Raw genomic sequence first — 18,001 nt, 5'->3', positions numbered from 1 at the left:
GCGGATCACTCGCCGGGCTGGCGGGGTTTGTGCTTGCGGTCGAGATCCCACTCGTGCAGGCGATACGCCGTATAGGCGACGATCCCGATAATGGCAGGCATTCCGAATGAGACGAAAAGCCATTCTGCCGTCATGCCAGTCTCCTCAGGGTTAGCCTCGCCAGGTAATGTAGGAATACCGCGATCATAAGCCAACCCACAAAGTATCCTACCACGGCGAAACCGAACTGGGTACCTACATTGCCAATGCCATAGAGCATCGCCGCCACCGGCGTAACGACGCCGACCGTGATGCACGCCGTGGACGCTCGATCGAAGGCATTCGCCAGAAGTTTCGTCTGCTCGATCTCGGCAGGATTCAGGTCGCTCAAGCTTGCCAACCCTTCCACCTTACCCAGCGACCATGGGGATCGATGCGGCCGAGTTCCCGGGTCTCGCCGGTCGGCCAGATCTGCAGGCTGAGCGCTGCGCCGGCCGGATCGTCGTCCATTTCCATCTGCAGGCGGGCAAGCGGCGCGTCTTCGGTGGCGCGGCTGCCGGCCTCGGCGATGATTGCCTCGCCCGCAGCGCGGGCTTCCGGCGGCAGGTATTGCCAGGCGATCGAATGGTAGACGACATGGACGGTGCCGGGCACGAGCATCTTCAGCCGCGTGTCGCGCAGCCAGGCAAGCGCATCGCCCTTTTCGACCAGAGCCGGGTGCTCCCTGGCGATCTGCAGCGCCGCTCGCGTGCGTTCCATTCGGTCCATCTGGTCGGCCCAGATATAGGATAGTAGCCGCAGGCTGTCTTGCGGCGAGTTCGGGTCGAGCGGGTTGAGGTCGCAGCCGGCGCGGTCCGTAACGGTGATCTCGACATCAGGCGGGGGCGGACCCTGCCAATCGGGCTTCAGCCGAACCAGCGAGGACGGATCGCCCCAGAGGAAACCGCCGAGATCGTAATGGTAGCGGTCCCAATTGAGATTGAGGCCCATGCTGGCGCCGAATTCCGACAGGATCAGCGGCCTGCGGAACAGATCGGCGACGGTGAGGAAGCCCGCGAGCAGGCCGCTCGACCGGCGCACCTCGTTGGTCTGCGGGGCGAAATTCAGGCGCTCGAGAATGAAGGCTTCATGTGTTTCGAAGGCTGTGGCGATCGCCGTCCAAAGCACGTCGTCGTTCACATCGTTCGGCGGATAGGCTGCCTTCAGGCGATCGTCCTTGCCATCGATGACCAGCGCATGCAGGGCGCCGGCGAGGCGCGTCGGCACCAGGTCGCCGCGTGTGGCAGGATCTCGTTCCCAGCTCAAAATTCGCCTGCCCACTTCGGTCGAACGGTCGAGATGTTCGAGCATCAACTTGCCGAGGCGTGCGGTAAAGGGTGACCCCAGGATTTGGCCGCCGACGATCTGTTCACGGAACGCCTGCCTGATCTCCTCTTCGGACGCCATGGCGGTTACACTCCTTCGGGCCGGTCCTTCGGATCGAACTGGATGATGGTGATCCAGATGGCCGTCAGCGCCGGTTTCCTCTCGTTCTCGATCTCGATCGAGATATCGTAGGTGGTCATCAGCATGCCCGCGCCGCGGAAGCGGGTTTCGGCCAGCGTGAAATGTCCGCGGATGCGGCTCCCGCTTTTGACTGGCGACATGAAGCGGATGCGGTCGAAACCGTAGTTGATGCCCATCATCTGTTCGCGGATCCTCGGCACACAGTCGAAGTTCATGGCGGACAGCAGCGACAGCGTCAGGAAGCCGTGGGCGATGGTGCCGCCGAAGGGGCTTTCGGCAGCTGCGCGCTCCGGATCGACATGGATGAACTGGTGGTCGTGGGTGGCCTTGGCGAAGAGGTCGATCATCGGCTGATCCACCGTGAGCCAATCCGATACGCCGACTTCCGTGCCAACCAGACCCGCGACCTCGGTTAGCGAAATTTCACGCATGCGACCTCACTGATTTCTTCCAGAAAGCTGGCGCAATTCCCGACGGAATACCGCTTGATACTTTCCCGGAACTGCTTTGATGGCTGGCGGACTTTACAGGGTTTGCCTTGGTTGGCGAGCGATTTTTGCGGCGCGTCAATCCTCGATGCAGAAACGTACCGAACGGGCGGGAAGCACCTGATTCCACAGTTCGCGGGAGGCGAAATGTTTCCATCCCCAGCCGGGAAGCGCGAAGCTTACCTGCTCGTGGCCGCGGTTGAAGAGGATGGCGATGCGGGCGTCTTTGTCGGTCTGCCGGTCGAGCGTCTTCAGCACCATGCCGAGCACCGGGTTGCCGGGATTTTCCCAGTCGCCGACCTCCATGGGCTTGCCGGAGGCGGACAGCCATTCGATATCGCCGTTGCCGGTGAAGAAGGAGGTTTCCGAAAAGACCGCGAAGCGCTTTCGAAGCGCGGCGAGCATGGCGGTGTGTTCGATCAGCGTCTTGTCGATCTTGCTCCAGTCGAACCAGGTGATCGCATTGTCCTGGCAATAGGCGTTGTTGTTGCCGCGCTGGCTGCGTCCGGCTTCGTCGCCCATGGTCAGCATGACCGTGCCGCGGCTGGCAAACAGGGTGGAGATGAGGGCCGCGGCATCGCGGCGGCGGTTCTCGAGGATAGTCACATCGTCGGTTTCACCTTCGACGCCGTTGTTCCAGGAGAAATTCTCGCCATGGCCGTCGCGGTTCTGTTCGCCGTTCGCCTCGTTGTGCTTATGCTCGTTGGAGACGAGGTCCATCAGGGTGAAGCCGTCATGGGCGGCGAGGAAGTTGACGGTGCGGCTGCGGCCGGACTTTTCGAAGATATCCGATGAGCCGGAGAGCCTTGTCGCAAGCGCGCCGGTCGTCCACTGGTCGCCGCGCCAGTAGCGGCGCATGTCGTCGCGGGCGCGGTCGTTCCATTCGAGGAAGGGTTCTGGGAAATTGCCGAGCTGGTAACCGCCGGGGCCGATATCCCAGGGCTCGGCGATCAGGATACGGTCCTTCAGCGCCTCGTCGGAGATCATCGCCTTCAGCGTCTCGCCCTTGGCCTCGAAACCGCTTTCCGTGCGGCCGATGATCGGGGCGAGGTCGAAGCGGAAACCGTCTATGCCGGCATGGACGACGAAATGGCGGAGCGTGTCGATGATCAGCCGGCGGACGTAAGGGTGGTCGCAGGCGACCGTGTTGCCGGTGCCGGTATCGTTGACCAGATGGCCGGGTTCGCCGTGGACATGGCGGTAATAGGAGCGGTTGTCGAGGCCGCGCATGGAGAGCGTCGCGCCAAAGCGGTCGCTCTCGCCGGTATGGTTGAAAACGAGATCGAGGATTGTGCCGATGCCGGCCTGGTGCAGCGTTGCGACCGTCTCGCGCAGTTCCCGGATGCCGCCGGGGCAGAGGCGCGGATCGAGCGCCATGAAGGCGACCGGATTGTAGCCCCAGCCGTTGGTGAGACCGAGCGGGGGCAGATGCCGTTCATCGATCCAGGCGGTGATCGGCATCAGTTCGATGGCATCGACGCCGATCTTCTTGAGGTGCGCGATGATCGAAGGATGGGCAAGGGCTGCGACCGTGCCGCGCTGTTTTTCCGGGATCGCCGGATGAAGCATGGTGAAGGGTTTTACCGCGACCTCGTAGACGAAGCCGCCCGGCGGCAGGATCGGCCGGCCGATCTTGGCGAGCGGATCGCGGGTGACGACCGCCTTCGGCACCAGATCGGCGGTATCGACGCCGAACATCGTGAGCCGGGCATCGTGCCGGAAGGGACGATCGAGTTCGCGGGCATAGGGGTCGACCAGCAGTTTCGACGAATCGAACCAGGAGCCGTTGTCGGGATCGTAGGCGCCCCAGGCGCGGTAGCCGTAACGGGCGCCGGCACCGAGCGCCGGCACCGAGATGCGGTGGATATCGTCGCGGCCACGCACCAGCCGGTGGCGGGCGGTTTCCTTCTTTCCCTCGGCGTCGAAGAGGCAGAGTTCGATGCGCTCGGCATGGTGCGACCAGACGGCGAAATCCGCGCCGTCTGCCGTCAAAGTCACGCCGCCCTGGATCGCCGTTTTTGCCATAGGCTCAGGTAATCACGGTCGGCTTGTCGCGGCCTGTCCTCTTGCGCAGATCGGAAATCTGGTCGGCAACAGTGATGAGGTCGGCGAGCGCCTCCTGGGTGTCGATCGCGTGGCGCGACGGTTCGGGCTCGTAGCGCTCGACATAGACGCGGATCGTCGCGCCCGAAGTGCCGGTGCCGGAGAGGCGGAAGACAACGCGGGAGCCGCCTTCGAAGAGGATGCGGATGCCCTGGTTCTTGGAGACGGAACCGTCGATCGGGTCGTGATAGGCGAAGTCGTCGGCGGTAGCGACCTTCAGCGCGCCGAAAGACTGGCCGGGCAGCGACGCCAGCTTGTCGCGCAGGGCGGTGATCAGCAGGTTGGCGGCTTCAGAATCGACTTCTTCGTAGTCGTGGCGGGAATAGTAGTTGCGGCCGTATTCGGCCCAGTGCGACTTGACGATCTCGGCGACGCTTTCATTGCGCGCGGCCATGATGTTCAGCCAGAAGAGCACGGCCCAGAGGCCGTCCTTTTCGCGCACGTGGTCGGAGCCGGTGCCAAAACTTTCCTCGCCGCAGACGGTCGCCTTGCCGGCGTCGAGCAGGTTGCCGAAGAATTTCCAGCCGGTCGGGGTCTCGTACATGCCGATGCCGAGCTTTTCGGCGACGCGGTCGGCGGCGGCGCTGGTCGGCATGGAGCGGGCGATGCCGGCGATGCCGCGGGCGTAACCGGGGGCGACGGTGGCATTGGCGGCGATGATCGCGAGACTGTCTGAGGGGGTGACGAACATGCCCTTGCCGACGATCATGTTGCGGTCGCCGTCGCCGTCGGAAGCGGCGCCGAAATGCGGGCCGTCTGGGCTCATCACGTCGTCATAAAGTTCCTTGGCATGGACGAGGTTCGGGTCCGGGTGGTGGCCGCCGAAATCCGGCAGCGGCACGGCGTTGCGCACCGAGCCTTCCGGGGCGCCGAGGCGTTTTTCGAGAATTTCGGTGGCGTAAGGGCCGGTGACGGCGCCCATCGAATCGATGACGACATTGACGCCGCTGGCGATCAGCGCGCGGATCGATGGGAAATCGAAGAGCTGTTCCATAAGTTCGGCATAGTCGGCGACCGGATCGATCACCTCGACCGTCATGCCGGCGACGTCGAAAGTACCGATCGCATCGAGATCGAGATCGGCGACCTCTGCGATCTTATAGGTATCGATGACCTTGGAGCGGGCGAAGATCGCGTCGGTGATCTTTTCCGGGGCCGGGCCGCCATTGCCGATATTGTACTTGATGCCGAAATCCTCGGTCGGCCCGCCGGGATTGTGGCTGGCCGAGAGGATGATGCCGCCGAAGGCCTTGTATTTGCGGATGATGTTTGAGGCGGCGGGGGTGGAGAGGATGCCGCCCTGGCCGACCATGACCTTGCCGAAGCCGCTGGCGGCGGCCATCTTGATCGCCTTCTGGATGACTTCGCGGTTGTAATAGCGGCCGTCGCCGCCGATCACCAGCGTCTGGCCCTCGAAGCCTTCGAGGCTGTCGAAGATCGACTGGATGAAGTTCTCGGCGTAGTTCACTTGCGCAAAGACGGGAACCTTCTTGCGCAGGCCGGACGTGCCCGGCTTCTGATCCTGAAAGGGTGTCGTCGAAACGGTCTTGATCATGGTCATGATCCTTTTTTGGCAATGAGGGTCTTGTAGAGCTCGGCGTAAAGCCCGGCGCTCTTTTCCCAGGAGACGTCGGATTTCATGCCCTGCTTCTGCATCCCCGTCCAGACCTTCGGCTGATGGTAGAGGCCAACGGTGCGGCGAAGCGCCCGGCGCAGGTTGTCGGTGGTGACGGGGCCGAAGGAGACGCCCGTCGCAGCCTTGGCGGCGACCGCCGCGTGGCTGGCGTCGATGACGGTGTCGTTCAAGCCGCCGGTGCGGGCGACGACCGGAATGCAGCCGTAGCGCAGGCCGTAGAGCTGGGTGAGACCGCAGGGCTCGAAGCGGGAGGGTATGACGATCGCATCGCAGCCCGCCTGCATCAGGTGGGAGAGCGGCTCGTCATAGATGGAGAGCACCGCGACCTTGCCGGGATGGTGCTTGGCGGCGGCATGGAAGGCGTTTTCGAGCGCCCGGTCGCCGGAGCCGAGCACGGCGAGCCGTCCGCCCATCGCAACGAGATCGTCGAGCGTTTCGGCGAGCAGGTCCATGCCCTTCTGCCAGGTGAGGCGCGAGATGACGCAGAAGAGCGGTCCGGCCTCCCGGTCGAGGCCGAAGCGTTCGGTGACCGCCCGCTTGTTCCCGGCGCGGGTCTTCAGCGTCGTCGCATTGTAATGGGTTTTTACGGCGGGGTCGGTCGCCGGGTCCCAGATATCGGCGTCGATGCCGTTGACGATGCCGTGGAGATCGCCCTGGCGGATGGTCAGCAGGCCTTCCAGCCCCATGCCGAATTCCGGAGTGAGGATTTCCTCGGCATAGGATGGGCTGACGGTCGAAATCGCCCAGCTCGTCTGCAGGCCGGCCTTCAGGAAACCGACGCCGCCGAAATATTCGACGCCTTCGATGCCGAAGGCATGCGCCGGCAGCTCGAGATAGGGGAAGATGTCGGCGCCGTATTGGCCCTGGAAGGCGATGTTGTGGATGGTGATGAGCGTCGGCACTTCCGGCTCATCGGAATAGCGCATGTAGGCCGGCACCATGGCAGCCTGCCAGTCGTGCACATGGACGATGTCAGGCCGCCAGCCCTCAATGCCGTCCGCCATGGCCCCTTGCGCGATCATCGCGCCGGCCTTGGATAGCGCAGCGAAACGACGCCAGTTGTCGAAATGGTCTTTGCCGGTGGCATCCACGTAGGGTCCACCGGGGCGATCGAAGAAGACGGGAGAATCGAGGATCAGGAGATCGAGCCCCTGATGCTCGACTTCCAGGACATCAGCTCTGGCGCCGAGCAGGTTTTCGAAGCTGATAACGACTTTCGCGTCCTTGACGGCCCGCATCACCGCCGGGTAACCGGGCATCAGCGTCTTGACCGAAACGCCGTGGCCCTTCAGCGCCAGCGGCAGCGCCCCGGCCACATCGGCAAGTCCACCGGTCTTGACCAGCGGATAGACTTCTGACGCAACCGAAAGCACTTCCATAACGCGTTACAGGTCCAGTTTGTCGATCATCGTCTGGGTGATCAGGCAGATGCCGTTTTCGGTGCGGCGGAAACGCTTCGCATCGATTTCGGGATCCTCGCCAACCACCAGGCCTTCCGGAATGGTTACACCGTGATCGATGACGACATTGCGAAGCTGCGCGCGTCTTCCGATCCGGACGTTCGGCAGCACGACCGCGCCCTCCAGGCGGGAATAGGAATTGGCACGCACCCCGGTGAAGAGCAGGCTGCGATTGAGCGAGGAACCGGAGATGATGCAGTCGCCCGATACGACCGAGGAGGTCGCCGAGCCGCGGCGGTTTTCGTCGTCATGGACGAATTTCGCCGGCGGGTTGATTTCCGCATAGGTCCAGATCGGCCAGGACTTGTCGTAGATATCAAGCCCCGGAACGATTTCCGTCAGGTCGATATTGGCCTGCCAGTAGGCGTCGACCGTGCCGGCGTCGCGCCAGTAGGGTTCGCGTTCGAAATCGGACCGGACGCAGCTATCGGCGAAACGGTGGGCGACGGCTTTGCCGTGCTCGACGATATAGGGGATGATGTCCTTGCCGAAGTCGCGGCTGGAGCCGGGCGTTTCGGCGTCGCGCTTCAGCACGTCCATCAGGAACTTGGTGTGGAAGACGTAGATGCCCATCGAGGCGAGCGCAAAACCGGGATTGCCGGGAATGCCGGGCGGATCGGCGGGCTTCTCGACGAAGGCGATGATCTCGTCCTTCTCGTTGACATGCATGACGCCGAAGCCGGTGGCTTCCATGCGCGGCACCTCGAGGCAGCCGACTGTTACGTCGGCGCCGGAATCCACATGCTGCTGGAGCATGTATTCGTAGTCCATCTTGTAGACGTGGTCGCCGGCGAGGATGACCATGTATTCGGGGGCGTAGGCCTCGATGATATCGATGTTCTGGAAGACGGCGTCGGCGGTGCCTTCATACCATTGCGTCTCGGAGACGCGCTGGGAGGCGGGCAGGATGTCGAAGCTCTCGTTGCGCTCGGGCCGGAAGAAGTTCCAGCCGCGCTGCATGTGGCGGATCAGCGAATGGGCCTTGTACTGCGTCGCCACCCCGATGCGCCGGATGCCGGAATTCAGCGCGTTCGACAGTGCGAAATCGATGATGCGCGCCTTGCCGCCGAAATAGACGGCCGGCTTGGCGCGGCGGTCGGTGAGTTCCTTCAGGCGACTGCCTCGGCCGCCGGCAAGCACATAGGCCATTGCATCGCGCGACAGGGGCTGAATTCTCTTTTCGTTCATCGTTTCCCTCCCAAGGTCCCTTATGCTTGTTCCAGTTCGAGCATGATCGTCGCCAGCGGCGGCAGCGTGACTTCGGCCTGAACGGTTCCTCCCGCGTTCACAGCCTGAACGCGACCGCCATTGCCTTTGCCGCTGCCGCCGTAGATCTCGGCGTCGGTATTCAAGATTTCCCGCCATCTGCCTTCGATTGGCAAGGGAATACGGAAATTCTCACGATAGACGGGGGTGAAATTGCTGATCACCGCCACCGGCTTTTCTCCCGGCGACATGCGCAGCCAGGCATAGACGGAATTTTCCGCATCGTCGGCGATCAGCCATTGAAAACCTTCGCCCTCGCAGTCGCGGGCATGCAGCGCGGGTTTGGAGCGGTAACAGAAATTGAGATCGCGGACCAAACGGCGCATGCCCTCGTGCGGATGGTACTGGAGCAGGTTCCAGTCGAGCGAGCGGGCTTCGCTCCATTCGCTCCACTGGGCGAATTCCTGACCCATGAACAGCAGCTTCTTGCCGGGATAACCCCACATGAAACCGTAATAGGCCCGCAGGTTCGCGAATTTCTGCCAGTCGTCGCCGGCCATCTTGGCGATCAGCGAGCCTTTGCCGTGCACCACTTCGTCGTGGGACAGCGGCAGGACGAAGTTTTCGGAATAGGCGTAGATGAGGCCGAAAGTGAGTTCGTTGTGGTGGTGTTTGCGGTGGATCGGCTCGCGCTGCAGGTAGCTCAGCGTGTCGTGCATCCAGCCCATGTTCCACTTGAAGCCGAAGCCGAGGCCCCCCTCGTGTACGGGATGCGAGACTTTTGGCCAGGAGGTCGATTCCTCGGCGATCGTCATCACGCCCGGATGGGCGTTATAGGAAAGCGAGTTCATCTTCTGCAGGAAGCGCACCGCTTCGAGGTTCTCGCGCCCGCCATATTCGTTCGGCACCCATTCGCCCTCTTTGCGCGAATAGTCGAGATAGAGCATGGAGGCGACGGCATCGACGCGCAGCCCGTCGAGATGGAATTTCTCCGACCAGTAGAGCGCGTTGTTGACGAGGTAGGAAAGCACTTCGAGCCGGCCGAAATTGTAGATCGCGGTGTTCCAGTCCGGGTGGAAACCCTGGCGCGGATCGGCATGCTCGTAAAGAGCGGTGCCATCGAAGAAACGCAGGCCGTGGGCGTCGGTCGGGAAATGCGCCGGCACCCAGTCGAGAATGACGCCGATGCCGACCTTGTGGCAGCCGTTGACGAAGCGGGCGAATCCTTCCGGCTCGCCGAAGCGGGCCGTCGGGGCGAAAAGCCCGGTCGTCTGGTACCCCCAGGACGGATCGAAGGGATGTTCGGTGATCGGCAGAAACTCGATATGGGTGAAGCCCATGTCGGTGCAATAGGGGATCAGTTCCGAGGCGAGATCGTCCCAGGAGAGGAAGGAGCCGTCCGGTTTTTTGCGCCAGGAGCCGGCATGCACCTCGTAGATCGAGATCGGCTGGCGGCGGTGGTCTGCCTTTTCCCAGAATTCCCGGTGGGCGGCATCGTCCCATGCCTGGGAGAGTTCCGGTGCGGTGACCGAGGCGGTGTCGGGGCGCATCTCGGCACGGCGGGCGTAAGGGTCGGCTTTCAGCGGCAGGACGGTGCCGTTCTTGCCGACGATTTCGAACTTGTAGGCGGCGCCCGGCCTGATGTCGGGGGCGAAGATTTCCCAGATGCCGGTATCCACTCGCAGCCGCATGACGTGCCGTCGGCCGTCCCAGCCGTTGAAGTCGCCGACGACGGAAACGCGCTTGGCATTCGGCGCCCAGACGGCGAAGTGGAAACCTTCGACGCCCTCGTGTTTCAGGGCATGGGCGCCCATCTTGTCGAACAGGCGCAGATGCGAGCCTTCGCGGACGAAATAGTCGTCCATCGGGCCGAGCACCGGGCCGAACGTATAGGGGTCCGTCACCGCCCATTCGTCATCGCCGCGGCGGGCGCGGTAACGGATCGGCTGGAGGTGGGTGGCGTTGACGACGCCTTCGAAATATCCGGCATCGTGGCGGCGCGTCATTTCGCCCAGTTCGGCACCGCCGAGCGACAGTGCGGTGACGGCCTCGGCACCCGGAACGAAGCAACGGACCCTGAAACCGTCCCCGAGCTTGTGAAGCCCGAGGACGGCGAAGGGATTGGTATGCCTGCCTTCCAAAATCGCCTCGATCTCGGATAACGGAATCTCCCCAGGGGCTCTCCCGTCATCGATGCGCGGCGATTTTTTCATCAGGCTCTCCAGATTTCAGACGCATACTGACGAATAGTTCTGTCCGAGGAGAACCATCCCATCCGGGCGGTATTGCGAATTGTCTTCGAATACCAGGATTTAGGGTCGGACCAGATTTGGTCAACGTTACGCTGGGCGTCGGCATAGGCGTCGAAATCGGCGGCGACCATGAACCAGTCGTGATTGTAGATGCCGTCGGTGAGGGTCGTGAAGCGGGAACGGTCGTCCGGCGAGAAAACGCCCGTGGCGATGGCGTTGAGCGCCTGTGCAAGTTCCCGTGACTTCTCGATGATGGCGCGAGGCTGGTAGGTCTCGGAACGGACCTTGGCGACCTCGTCGGCAGTCATGCCGAAGATGACGATATTCTCCTCGCCGACATGATCGCGCATCTCGACGTTGGCACCGTCGAGCGTGCCGATGGTCAGCGCGCCGTTCAGCGCGAACTTCATGTTGCCGGTGCCGGATGCTTCCATGCCGGCGGTCGAGATCTGCTCGGAAAGATCGGCGGCCGGAACGATGATCTCGGCGAGCGAGACGTTATAGTTCGGCACGAAGACGACCTTGAGCAGGCCGCGGACGGCCGGGTCGTTGTTGATGACGCGCGCCACGTCATTGGCGAGCTTGATGATCAGCTTGGCGTTGTGATAGCTCGGCGCCGCCTTGCCCGCGAACAGTTTTACGCGCGGGACCCAGTCCATCTCGGGATGCGAGCGGATCTGGTCGTAGAGGGCGACGGCCTCGATGATGTTGAGCAGCTGGCGCTTGTATTCGTGGATGCGCTTGATCTGGATGTCGAACATCGCCGACGGATCGATGCGGATGCCCATGCGGCTGCCGACGAGGTTGGCGAGCTGCACCTTGTTGGCCCGCTTCACGGCGGCGAACTTCTCCTGGAAGGCCGGGTCGTCGGCATGGGCGTTGAGCCCCTGCAAGGCGTCCGTATTGTCGAGGAACTCGTCGCCGATCGCTTCCTGGATCAGCGAGGTGAGGCCCTGGTTGCATTGCATCAGCCAGCGGCGTGGGGTGATGCCGTTGGTTTTGTTGTTGATGCGGGCCGGATACATCGTGTGCAGGTCGGCGAAGACCGTGACCTTCATCAGGTCCGTATGCAGGGCCGAGACGCCGTTGACCGAATGGGAGCCGACAAAGGCAAGGTTGCCCATGCGGACGCGACGGTCGCCACTTTCGTCGATCAGCGAGATCGCGCGGATCTGGGTGTCGGAGAAGCTCTTCTGCTTGCGCGCCTCGATCAGGATCAAGGCGTTGATCGCATAGACGATCTGCATGTGGCGCGGCAGAAGGCGCTCGAACAGCGGCACCGGCCAGGTTTCCAGTGCTTCGGGCAGCAGCGTGTGGTTGGTGTAGGAGAAGGTCTGGCGGGTGACAGACCAGGCCTGCTCGAAATCCATGCCGTGGATGTCGGTCAGCAGGCGCATCAGCTCGGCGATCGACACGGCCGGGTGGGTGTCGTTGAGCTGGATCGCGACCTTCTCATGCAGGTTGGTGAAGTCCGGATATTGCTGCAGGTGACGGCGCAGGATGTCCTGAAGCGAGGCCGAGGAGAAGAAGAACTCCTGGCGCAGGCGCAGCTCCTGGCCGGCCGGGTTGGCGTCGGCCGGATAGAGGACGCGGGTCAGGCTTTCGGCCTTGTTGCTTTCGCGCAGCGCGCCGATGTGGTCGCCGGCGTTGAAGGCATCCAATAGAATCGGGTCGATCGGCTGTGCCGACCAGAGGCGCAGCGTGTTGACGCGTTTGCCGCGCCAGCCGACGGCCGGCGTGTCATAGGCCATGGCGATGACGCGTTCGGCCGGCTTCCAGACGTAGCGCGGCGTCTCGTCGTAACCGCCGACCGTCTCGACCGTGCCGCCGTAACCGATCTCGTAGGAGCTCTCGCGGCGTTCGAATTCCCAGGGGTTGCCGTGGGCGAGCCAGCTTTCCGGAAGCTCGACCTGCCAGCCGTCGGCCATCTGCTGGCGGAACAGGCCGTGGACGTAGCGGATGCCGTAGCCGTAGGCCGGAATGTCGACGGTCGCCATGCTCTCCATGAAACAGGCAGCGAGGCGGCCGAGACCGCCGTTGCCGAGTGCGGCATCGGGTTCGAGAACCGCAATCACGTCAATGTCGACACCGAGGGAAGACAGCGCGTCGCGGATTTCCTGCATCAGGCCCATATTGCTGACGGCATCGCGCATCAGGCGGCCGATCAAGAATTCGAGCGAGAGGTAATAGACGCGCTTGCCGCCGGTCCGATAGACCTTGCGGGTCGATTCCATCCAGGTGTCGATGATGCGGTCGCGCACCACCAGGATGGTGGCGGTCAGCCAGTCGTGGGGCTTGGCCACCTTTGCGTCCTTACCGATACGGTAGGTCAGGCGCTCGATGATCTCTTCCGCCATGATCTCGGGACGGGAGCTGCGGGGGGCCGGCTGAGGAATTTCGACCGGAGAAGACGTAGTATTCATATGTCGCCAACTTTCTGGGGGAGCGGGAGGAAGGGCGTCCGATTCAGTCCATCTGGCAAGATGTATAAGGACAGTTTATGCACCGTTATGACACTGCGCAATGACCGATTTATCTTTGCGTGTATCGCTCGGACAAGACCAACGAAAAACGCCCCGCCGGTGAGGGCGGGGCGTCTTTGCAGCCTTTCTGGGAGGCAGGTTCAGTTGGTCAGGCGGGTGCCGGTCTTGGCGGCCTTGCGAGCGATTTCGGCGAAGGTTTTCACCAGCGTCGTCATATTTTCCGGCTCGTAATAATATCCGGGGCCGCTGGCGCAGTAGTTCAGCAGCTTCTTGCCCTTGTCCGGTGCCATGAAGGCGATCGTGTAGATCTTGATCCCCTTTGCCATTTCCTCTTCCGTGAGCTGCTGCCCGTTCCTCAGCTTCTCCTTTGCGGCATCCGTCAGGCCGTCGCTTTTCGCGTTCAAGCAGATGTCGCGCACTTTGGCGTCGATCGTCGAGTTCCAGGTCCCGCTGTTGCCGGTCATCTCGCCGTCGGTCATGAAGACGATGTAGCGCTCGAAATTGGTGTTGCCCTTGCCGTCATGAGCGGTCTTTTCGGTGGCGTTGGCATTCTTCAGCGCATTCAGCGCATTGGTCAGCGCGCCGCTGGCATCGGTGCCGCCCGACGGTGGTTCCGGCAGCTTCTTGACATAGCTGTCCACCAGGGATGTACCCCACTGGATGCTCTGCTGGGTCTTCGTCTGGTCGTCGTAGGAATCGGCGCCGACACGGATCAGTTCATGGTTCGAATCGGCTTTTTCGAGTTCGGCGAACATGACACCAGCGGCGGCCTTAAGCGACGCCATCTTCGTCATGTAGTTCGGTACTTCTCCCATATGATAGCCATAGCAGGTCTTGGATTTCTTGGTGGTGCCACATTCGTAGGGTCCGTCGATCCAACCGGGCTTCGTCGGGGCGGTTGCGTTTACGGTGGTCGTGTCCTCGGCCATCGAGCCGGATTCGTCGAGCGCCAGGTACATGGAGAGGGCGTTGCCTTCGCGGCCGCTCGCTGCGACGCTTTCGACGCTGACGCGCACGGTCTGGAAGCCGAGGAGCGAGGTCAGGCCGCTGAGCGGCACATCGTAGCTCGACTTCATGCGGACCTCGTAGCTGGCAGCCGTGGTGGAACTGCCCGAGGAGGTTACCAATGTCTGGGTGTTCGCTCTCAGCTTGGCCTCTTCCGCGGCCTGCTGCTCAGCGGAAATACCGGAATTCTTAAGCGCCTCTATCTTCTGGGCGACATACATATCGGTGCCAAGCTTCTGGGCTTCCGCCGTCGTCATGGTGCCCTTGGCGGCCATGGCGGACGCCGCAGCGAGCGTGGCGCCGTCCGCCAGCGCCTGGAGCTGATTCTTTTGATCCATCGCCTGCGTCAGATCGACCGCGACGCCGCCGACCGCCAGCAGGACGGGAAGCATTGCAGCCGTCATGATACCGAAATTACCGGCGCGGTCCTTCGCCAGCCGCGCAAAAATTGTGTGCTTCATCATTAGCCCCCAGAGTTCAATTCATTTGAACAGCCCCGGTGTATTCCTGGCGGGTATAGGAAGGCCTAAATCATTCGCTGCAATTTTACGGAATGTTAAGAATCAGCGCCAAAACGGAGCGGGATTTCAGGATTTCAGCGGAATGACGTCCACCGCCTGCACGGCGTTCTGATTTCCGTAACCCTTGAGCATGCCGATAACCGGGGCGACGTCGGAATAGTCGCGGCCGTAACCGACGACGATATGGTCGCTGCCGGCCGGAATGTTGTTGGTCGGGTCGAGTTCGACATAACCCATGGTCTCGCCGCACCAGACCCGCACCCAGGCATGCATGGCGTCGGCGCCTTCGAGGCGCTCCTTGCCTGGCGGCGGAATGGTGCGCAGAAAACCGCTGACATAACCGGCCGGAATGCCGAGGCTGCGGAGCGCCACGATCATGATATGGGTGAAATCCTGGCAGACGCCGCGCTTCAGCCTAAAAGCCTCCTTCGGCGTCGTATCGACCTCGGTCGCCTTGGCGTCGTAGGTAAAGTCCTTGTGGATGCGGGCGCAGATGCCAAGCGCGATCTCCAGCACGGTCTGGCCGGGCTTGACGATTTCGCGGGCATAGGCGGCGATCAGCGGTTCCTCGGCAAGGCGCGGGCTTGCGCCCGTCAGGTGATGCGGGGAGGCGGCATCGACCGACCAGAAATCCGCCAGTTCGCCGCCGAGCGTTGCCAGTTCCGGCGACAGGTCCGCCGTCATCGAGGTGGTTTCCACCAGGACGCGGGCCTGCATGCGGATGTCGAGCGTCTCGTGCGGCGCACGCAGCAGCACGGACGTCGCCTGCTGGCCGAAAAAATCGATAAAGGTGGTCCGCTCATCGGCCTGCGGCCCCACGGTGATCGAGCCGGCGATCAGCCGCTGCCGGTCGGGCAGGGACAGCGGCAGGAGGCGGATCACGTGGCGGGCGCCCGAGGCCGGCACGTCGTAGGTATAACCCATGTGGAGGGAGAGATCGTAAAGCATCAGCTGAAATAAGTCTGGCCGAGGATATCGGACAGCTTCTCCATCTCCAGTTCGATCTTCTCATAGGTATCGTCGTTCATGGCCTCCGGGGTCATCACCGCAAGGCCGGAATGCAGCCGCATCGCCTCGCGGTAGAAGGGCGACATCTGGCCGTTGACGAAGGCGTTCGGCAATTGCTCCACCTCGGTGCGGATTTCGTTCAGCTGGAACAGGATCGAGCGTGGGTTCAGGGGGTCGAGCGCCAGGAGGTCGGCGACCGTCAGCCTTGCCGTGGCGACGTTGTAACGGCGGCGGTGGGTCATGACGCTGTCGCCGATCTCGAGCAGCATGTCGAGCGAGCCATCCGGCGCGTCGGGGCCTGACATGTGGCCGAGCAGCCGGGTCATGTGCATGCCGCGCTCCAGGTGGCGGCCGATCGAAAGGAAACGCCAGCCGGTGAAACGGTACATGTTTTCATGCACCAGACCGGCAAAGCCCGCGAGCTTGCGCAGGAGCACGGTCATCGCATGCGAGGCGTCGTCGCCCGCATGGACGGTTTCGTGGAAGCGGCGGGCGGTCTTGGCAAGGTCGGTCAGCGCCAGCCAGCCGTCGGGCGAGAAACGGTCGCGAATGTTGCTCGCCGAATAGATGGCGCTGTCGATGTTGCGCAGAAGCGATGCCGGCACTGCCTTGGTCATCTCGACATCGATGCCCTTCAGGTAGCGGGTGACATCGGCCAGAAGCGGTGCTTTCGGATCGGCAGATTCCGCATACCGCAGGTGCCAGGCGCGCAGGATGCGCAGGGCGCCTTCGGCCCGCTCGATATACCGGCCGAGCCAGTAGAGATTGTCGGCCGCGCGACTCGGCAGGCTGCCGGGCATGTTGCGGGTAAAGCTTTCCTCGGGCGGCAGGAGCGTCGCCCTTGCGACCGGCTTGTCGCTGACGATCCAGACGTCGGCGGCGGCCCCGCCCGACTGCATGGCGATCGCCGCCACGTCGTCGCCGGCGCCGATGCGGGCAAAGCCGCCCGGCATGATCTGCCAGCCGTGTTCCGTGCGGGCGGCAAAGACGCGCAGCGACATCGGCCGCGGAGTGAGCTTGCCGTTGACGTAGGCGGGCGTGGTCGAAAGCGTCACGACCTCCTGGCCGACCAGCTTGGCGCCTTCGGTCGCAAGCCAGTCGCCGACCGTCTCCCTTGCCGTCTTGCGCAGCGACGAGCCGAGTACCGATTGGCCGTTGTCGTCGAAGAAGGGCAGCCGGGAATAGGCCGGCCCGATGACCATGCGCTCGATATTCTTGGCGACATGCTCGCGTTCCTTTTTCTGCCCGCACCACCAGGTGGCGATCGAGGGCATGATCAGGTCCTCGCCGATCAGCCGCCGACAGACGGTCGGTGCGAACGCCAGCAGCGCGCGGGTCTCGAGAATGCCGGAGCCGAGCGCGTTGACGAAGGTGAGCGCGCCGGCACGCAGCGCCTGCACCATGCCGGGGGTGCCGATATGGGAGTGCTGGTTGAGCTCGAGCGGATCGGCGTAAGCCGCGTCGAGGCGGCGCCAGAGTACGCCCACGGGCTTGAGGCCGGCCACGGTGCGGACCATGACGCGGTCGTTGACGACGGTAAGGTCTTCGCCTTCGAGAAGCATGAAGCCGAGATAGCGGGCGATATAGGCGTGCTCGAAATAGGTCTCGTTGGCAGGACCCGGCGACAGGACCGCGATGCGGTCCTCCGGGTTCTGCTTGTGGGATTGCAGCGCATCGCGGAAGGCGCCGAAGAAGGAGGCGAGGCGGTGGACATGCGATTCGGCATAGATGTCCGAAAAGGCGCGGGTGGTGGCGACGCGGTTTTCGAGCGCGAAACCGGCGCCGGACGGCGCCTGGGTGCGGTCGGCAAGCACCCACCAGTTACCGTCCGGTCCGCGGCCGATCTCGAACGAGCAGAAATGCAGGTAGTGGCCGCCGACCGGCTTGACGCCCACCAGCGGGCGGAGGAATTCGGCGTTTCCGGCAATCAGCGCCGGCGGCAGGAAACCCTCCTGCACCAGCTTGTTGTCGCCGTAGATATCGGCGATCAGCGCTTCCAGGAGATCGGCGCGCTGGGTCAGGCCCTTGCAGACGGTCTCCCATTCCTTGCCGTCGATGAGGACCGGCACGTGGCTGATCGGCCAGTTGCGCTCGCCGCTGCCCTGGGCGCCGTAAGTGCGGTAAAAGACGCCCGCATCGCGCAGATAACGGTCGGCACGGGCGAAACGCTCGCGGCGCTCGTGCTCGGTCATGCGGCCGAGATGGGAGATCAGGTTGCGCCAGACCGGCCGGATCTGGCCGTTCGCATCGAGCATCTCGTCGGCAACGCCGGGCAATGCGGCATAACCGAGAAGGGGATCGCCAGCGATCCCCCTTTTGCCTTGCGTTCGGTTGCCGGTGCCTTGGACATCGGG

General features: G+C 63.1%; 12 protein-coding genes and 1 pseudogene. All 13 read right to left on the bottom strand.

Translation table 11 applies throughout. The features are described 5' to 3' along the window. Nucleotides 1-5: 5 nt before the first annotated feature. On the bottom strand, nucleotides 6-134 hold the full coding sequence (locus tag LZK81_RS29260; protein ID WP_255393569.1) for a hypothetical protein: 129 nt from the start codon (nucleotides 132-134) through the stop codon (nucleotides 6-8). Beyond that, complete coding sequence (locus LZK81_RS16710; protein ID WP_052758963.1) at nucleotides 131-370, bottom strand: hypothetical protein; 240 nt, start codon at nucleotides 368-370, stop codon at nucleotides 131-133. The genes LZK81_RS29260 and LZK81_RS16710 overlap by 4 nt, the downstream gene beginning before the upstream one ends. Continuing rightward, nucleotides 367-1,425 carry a DUF2332 domain-containing protein gene (locus tag LZK81_RS16705; RefSeq protein ID WP_233953977.1) on the bottom strand — a complete coding sequence of 353 codons (1,059 nt, stop codon included), beginning with the start codon at nucleotides 1,423-1,425 and terminating at the stop codon, nucleotides 367-369. Before LZK81_RS16705 ends, LZK81_RS16710 begins: the two co-directional genes overlap by 4 nt. A gap of 5 nt (nucleotides 1,426-1,430) precedes the next feature. Further along, on the bottom strand, nucleotides 1,431-1,916 hold the full coding sequence (locus LZK81_RS16700; protein ID WP_233953976.1) for a MaoC family dehydratase: 486 nt from the start codon (nucleotides 1,914-1,916) through the stop codon (nucleotides 1,431-1,433). Nucleotides 1,917-2,051: 135 nt separating this feature from the next. Beyond that, nucleotides 2,052-3,998 (bottom strand): glycogen debranching protein GlgX, encoded by a 1,947-nt coding sequence (gene glgX, locus LZK81_RS16695; RefSeq protein WP_233953975.1) that lies wholly within the window; start codon nucleotides 3,996-3,998, stop codon nucleotides 2,052-2,054. A gap of 4 nt (nucleotides 3,999-4,002) precedes the next feature. Continuing rightward, nucleotides 4,003-5,631, bottom strand: a complete 1,629-nt coding sequence (locus LZK81_RS16690) for an alpha-D-glucose phosphate-specific phosphoglucomutase (protein WP_233953974.1) — start codon at nucleotides 5,629-5,631, stop codon at nucleotides 4,003-4,005. A 2-nt stretch (nucleotides 5,632-5,633) separates the two neighbouring features. Next, nucleotides 5,634-7,091, bottom strand: coding sequence for a glycogen synthase GlgA (gene glgA / locus LZK81_RS16685; RefSeq protein ID WP_233953973.1), 1,458 nt, complete (start codon nucleotides 7,089-7,091; stop codon nucleotides 5,634-5,636). A 6-nt stretch (nucleotides 7,092-7,097) separates the two neighbouring features. Then, complete coding sequence (glgC, locus tag LZK81_RS16680) at nucleotides 7,098-8,360, bottom strand: glucose-1-phosphate adenylyltransferase (protein WP_046604547.1); 1,263 nt, start codon at nucleotides 8,358-8,360, stop codon at nucleotides 7,098-7,100. Between the two features lie 20 nt (nucleotides 8,361-8,380). Continuing rightward, nucleotides 8,381-10,591, bottom strand: a complete 2,211-nt coding sequence (gene glgB / locus LZK81_RS16675) for a 1,4-alpha-glucan branching protein GlgB (RefSeq protein ID WP_233953972.1) — start codon at nucleotides 10,589-10,591, stop codon at nucleotides 8,381-8,383. Continuing rightward, nucleotides 10,591-13,053, bottom strand: a complete 2,463-nt coding sequence (locus LZK81_RS16670) for a glycogen/starch/alpha-glucan phosphorylase (protein ID WP_046624756.1) — start codon at nucleotides 13,051-13,053, stop codon at nucleotides 10,591-10,593. Before LZK81_RS16670 ends, glgB begins: the two co-directional genes overlap by 1 nt. Nucleotides 13,054-13,253: 200 nt before the next feature. Then, the gene (locus tag LZK81_RS16665; protein ID WP_233953971.1) at nucleotides 13,254-14,579 is read right to left on the bottom strand and encodes a TadE/TadG family type IV pilus assembly protein; all 1,326 of its coding nucleotides are present in this window, start codon (nucleotides 14,577-14,579) and stop codon (nucleotides 13,254-13,256) included. Between the two features lie 126 nt (nucleotides 14,580-14,705). Next, nucleotides 14,706-15,587, bottom strand: coding sequence for a transglutaminase family protein (locus LZK81_RS16660; RefSeq protein ID WP_233953970.1), 882 nt, complete (start codon nucleotides 15,585-15,587; stop codon nucleotides 14,706-14,708). After that, nucleotides 15,587-17,997, bottom strand: a pseudogene (locus LZK81_RS16655) (circularly permuted type 2 ATP-grasp protein). Before LZK81_RS16655 ends, LZK81_RS16660 begins: the two are co-directional and overlap by 1 nt. Nucleotides 17,998-18,001 lie beyond the last annotated feature (4 nt).

This window comes from Neorhizobium galegae, assembly GCF_021391675.1.
Taxonomy (GTDB): Bacteria; Pseudomonadota; Alphaproteobacteria; order Rhizobiales; family Rhizobiaceae; genus Neorhizobium; species Neorhizobium galegae_B.
Note: the sequence above shows the minus strand (reverse complement) of the source record. Positions and strands in the feature narration are given on the sequence as shown.

Bases quoted from the DNA above. Each gene is read 5' to 3' on its own strand.
- LZK81_RS29260 (WP_255393569.1), bottom strand. From the start codon at position 134: ATGACGGCAGAATGGCTTTTCGTCTCATTCGGAATGCCTGCCATTATC.
- LZK81_RS16705 (WP_233953977.1), bottom strand. From the start codon at position 1,425: ATGGCGTCCGAAGAGGAGATCAGGCAGGCGTTCCGTGAACAGATCGTC.
- LZK81_RS16700 (WP_233953976.1), bottom strand. From the start codon at position 1,916: ATGCGTGAAATTTCGCTAACCGAGGTCGCGGGTCTGGTTGGCACGGAA.
- glgX (WP_233953975.1), bottom strand. From the start codon at position 3,998: ATGGCAAAAACGGCGATCCAGGGCGGCGTGACTTTGACGGCAGACGGC.
- LZK81_RS16690 (WP_233953974.1), bottom strand. From the start codon at position 5,631: ATGATCAAGACCGTTTCGACGACACCCTTTCAGGATCAGAAGCCGGGC.
- glgA (WP_233953973.1), bottom strand. From the start codon at position 7,091: ATGGAAGTGCTTTCGGTTGCGTCAGAAGTCTATCCGCTGGTCAAGACC.
- glgC (WP_046604547.1), bottom strand. From the start codon at position 8,360: ATGAACGAAAAGAGAATTCAGCCCCTGTCGCGCGATGCAATGGCCTAT.
- glgB (WP_233953972.1), bottom strand. From the start codon at position 10,591: ATGAAAAAATCGCCGCGCATCGATGACGGGAGAGCCCCTGGGGAGATT.
- LZK81_RS16670 (WP_046624756.1), bottom strand. From the start codon at position 13,053: ATGAATACTACGTCTTCTCCGGTCGAAATTCCTCAGCCGGCCCCCCGC.
- LZK81_RS16665 (WP_233953971.1), bottom strand. From the start codon at position 14,579: ATGAAGCACACAATTTTTGCGCGGCTGGCGAAGGACCGCGCCGGTAAT.
- LZK81_RS16660 (WP_233953970.1), bottom strand. From the start codon at position 15,587: ATGCTTTACGATCTCTCCCTCCACATGGGTTATACCTACGACGTGCCG.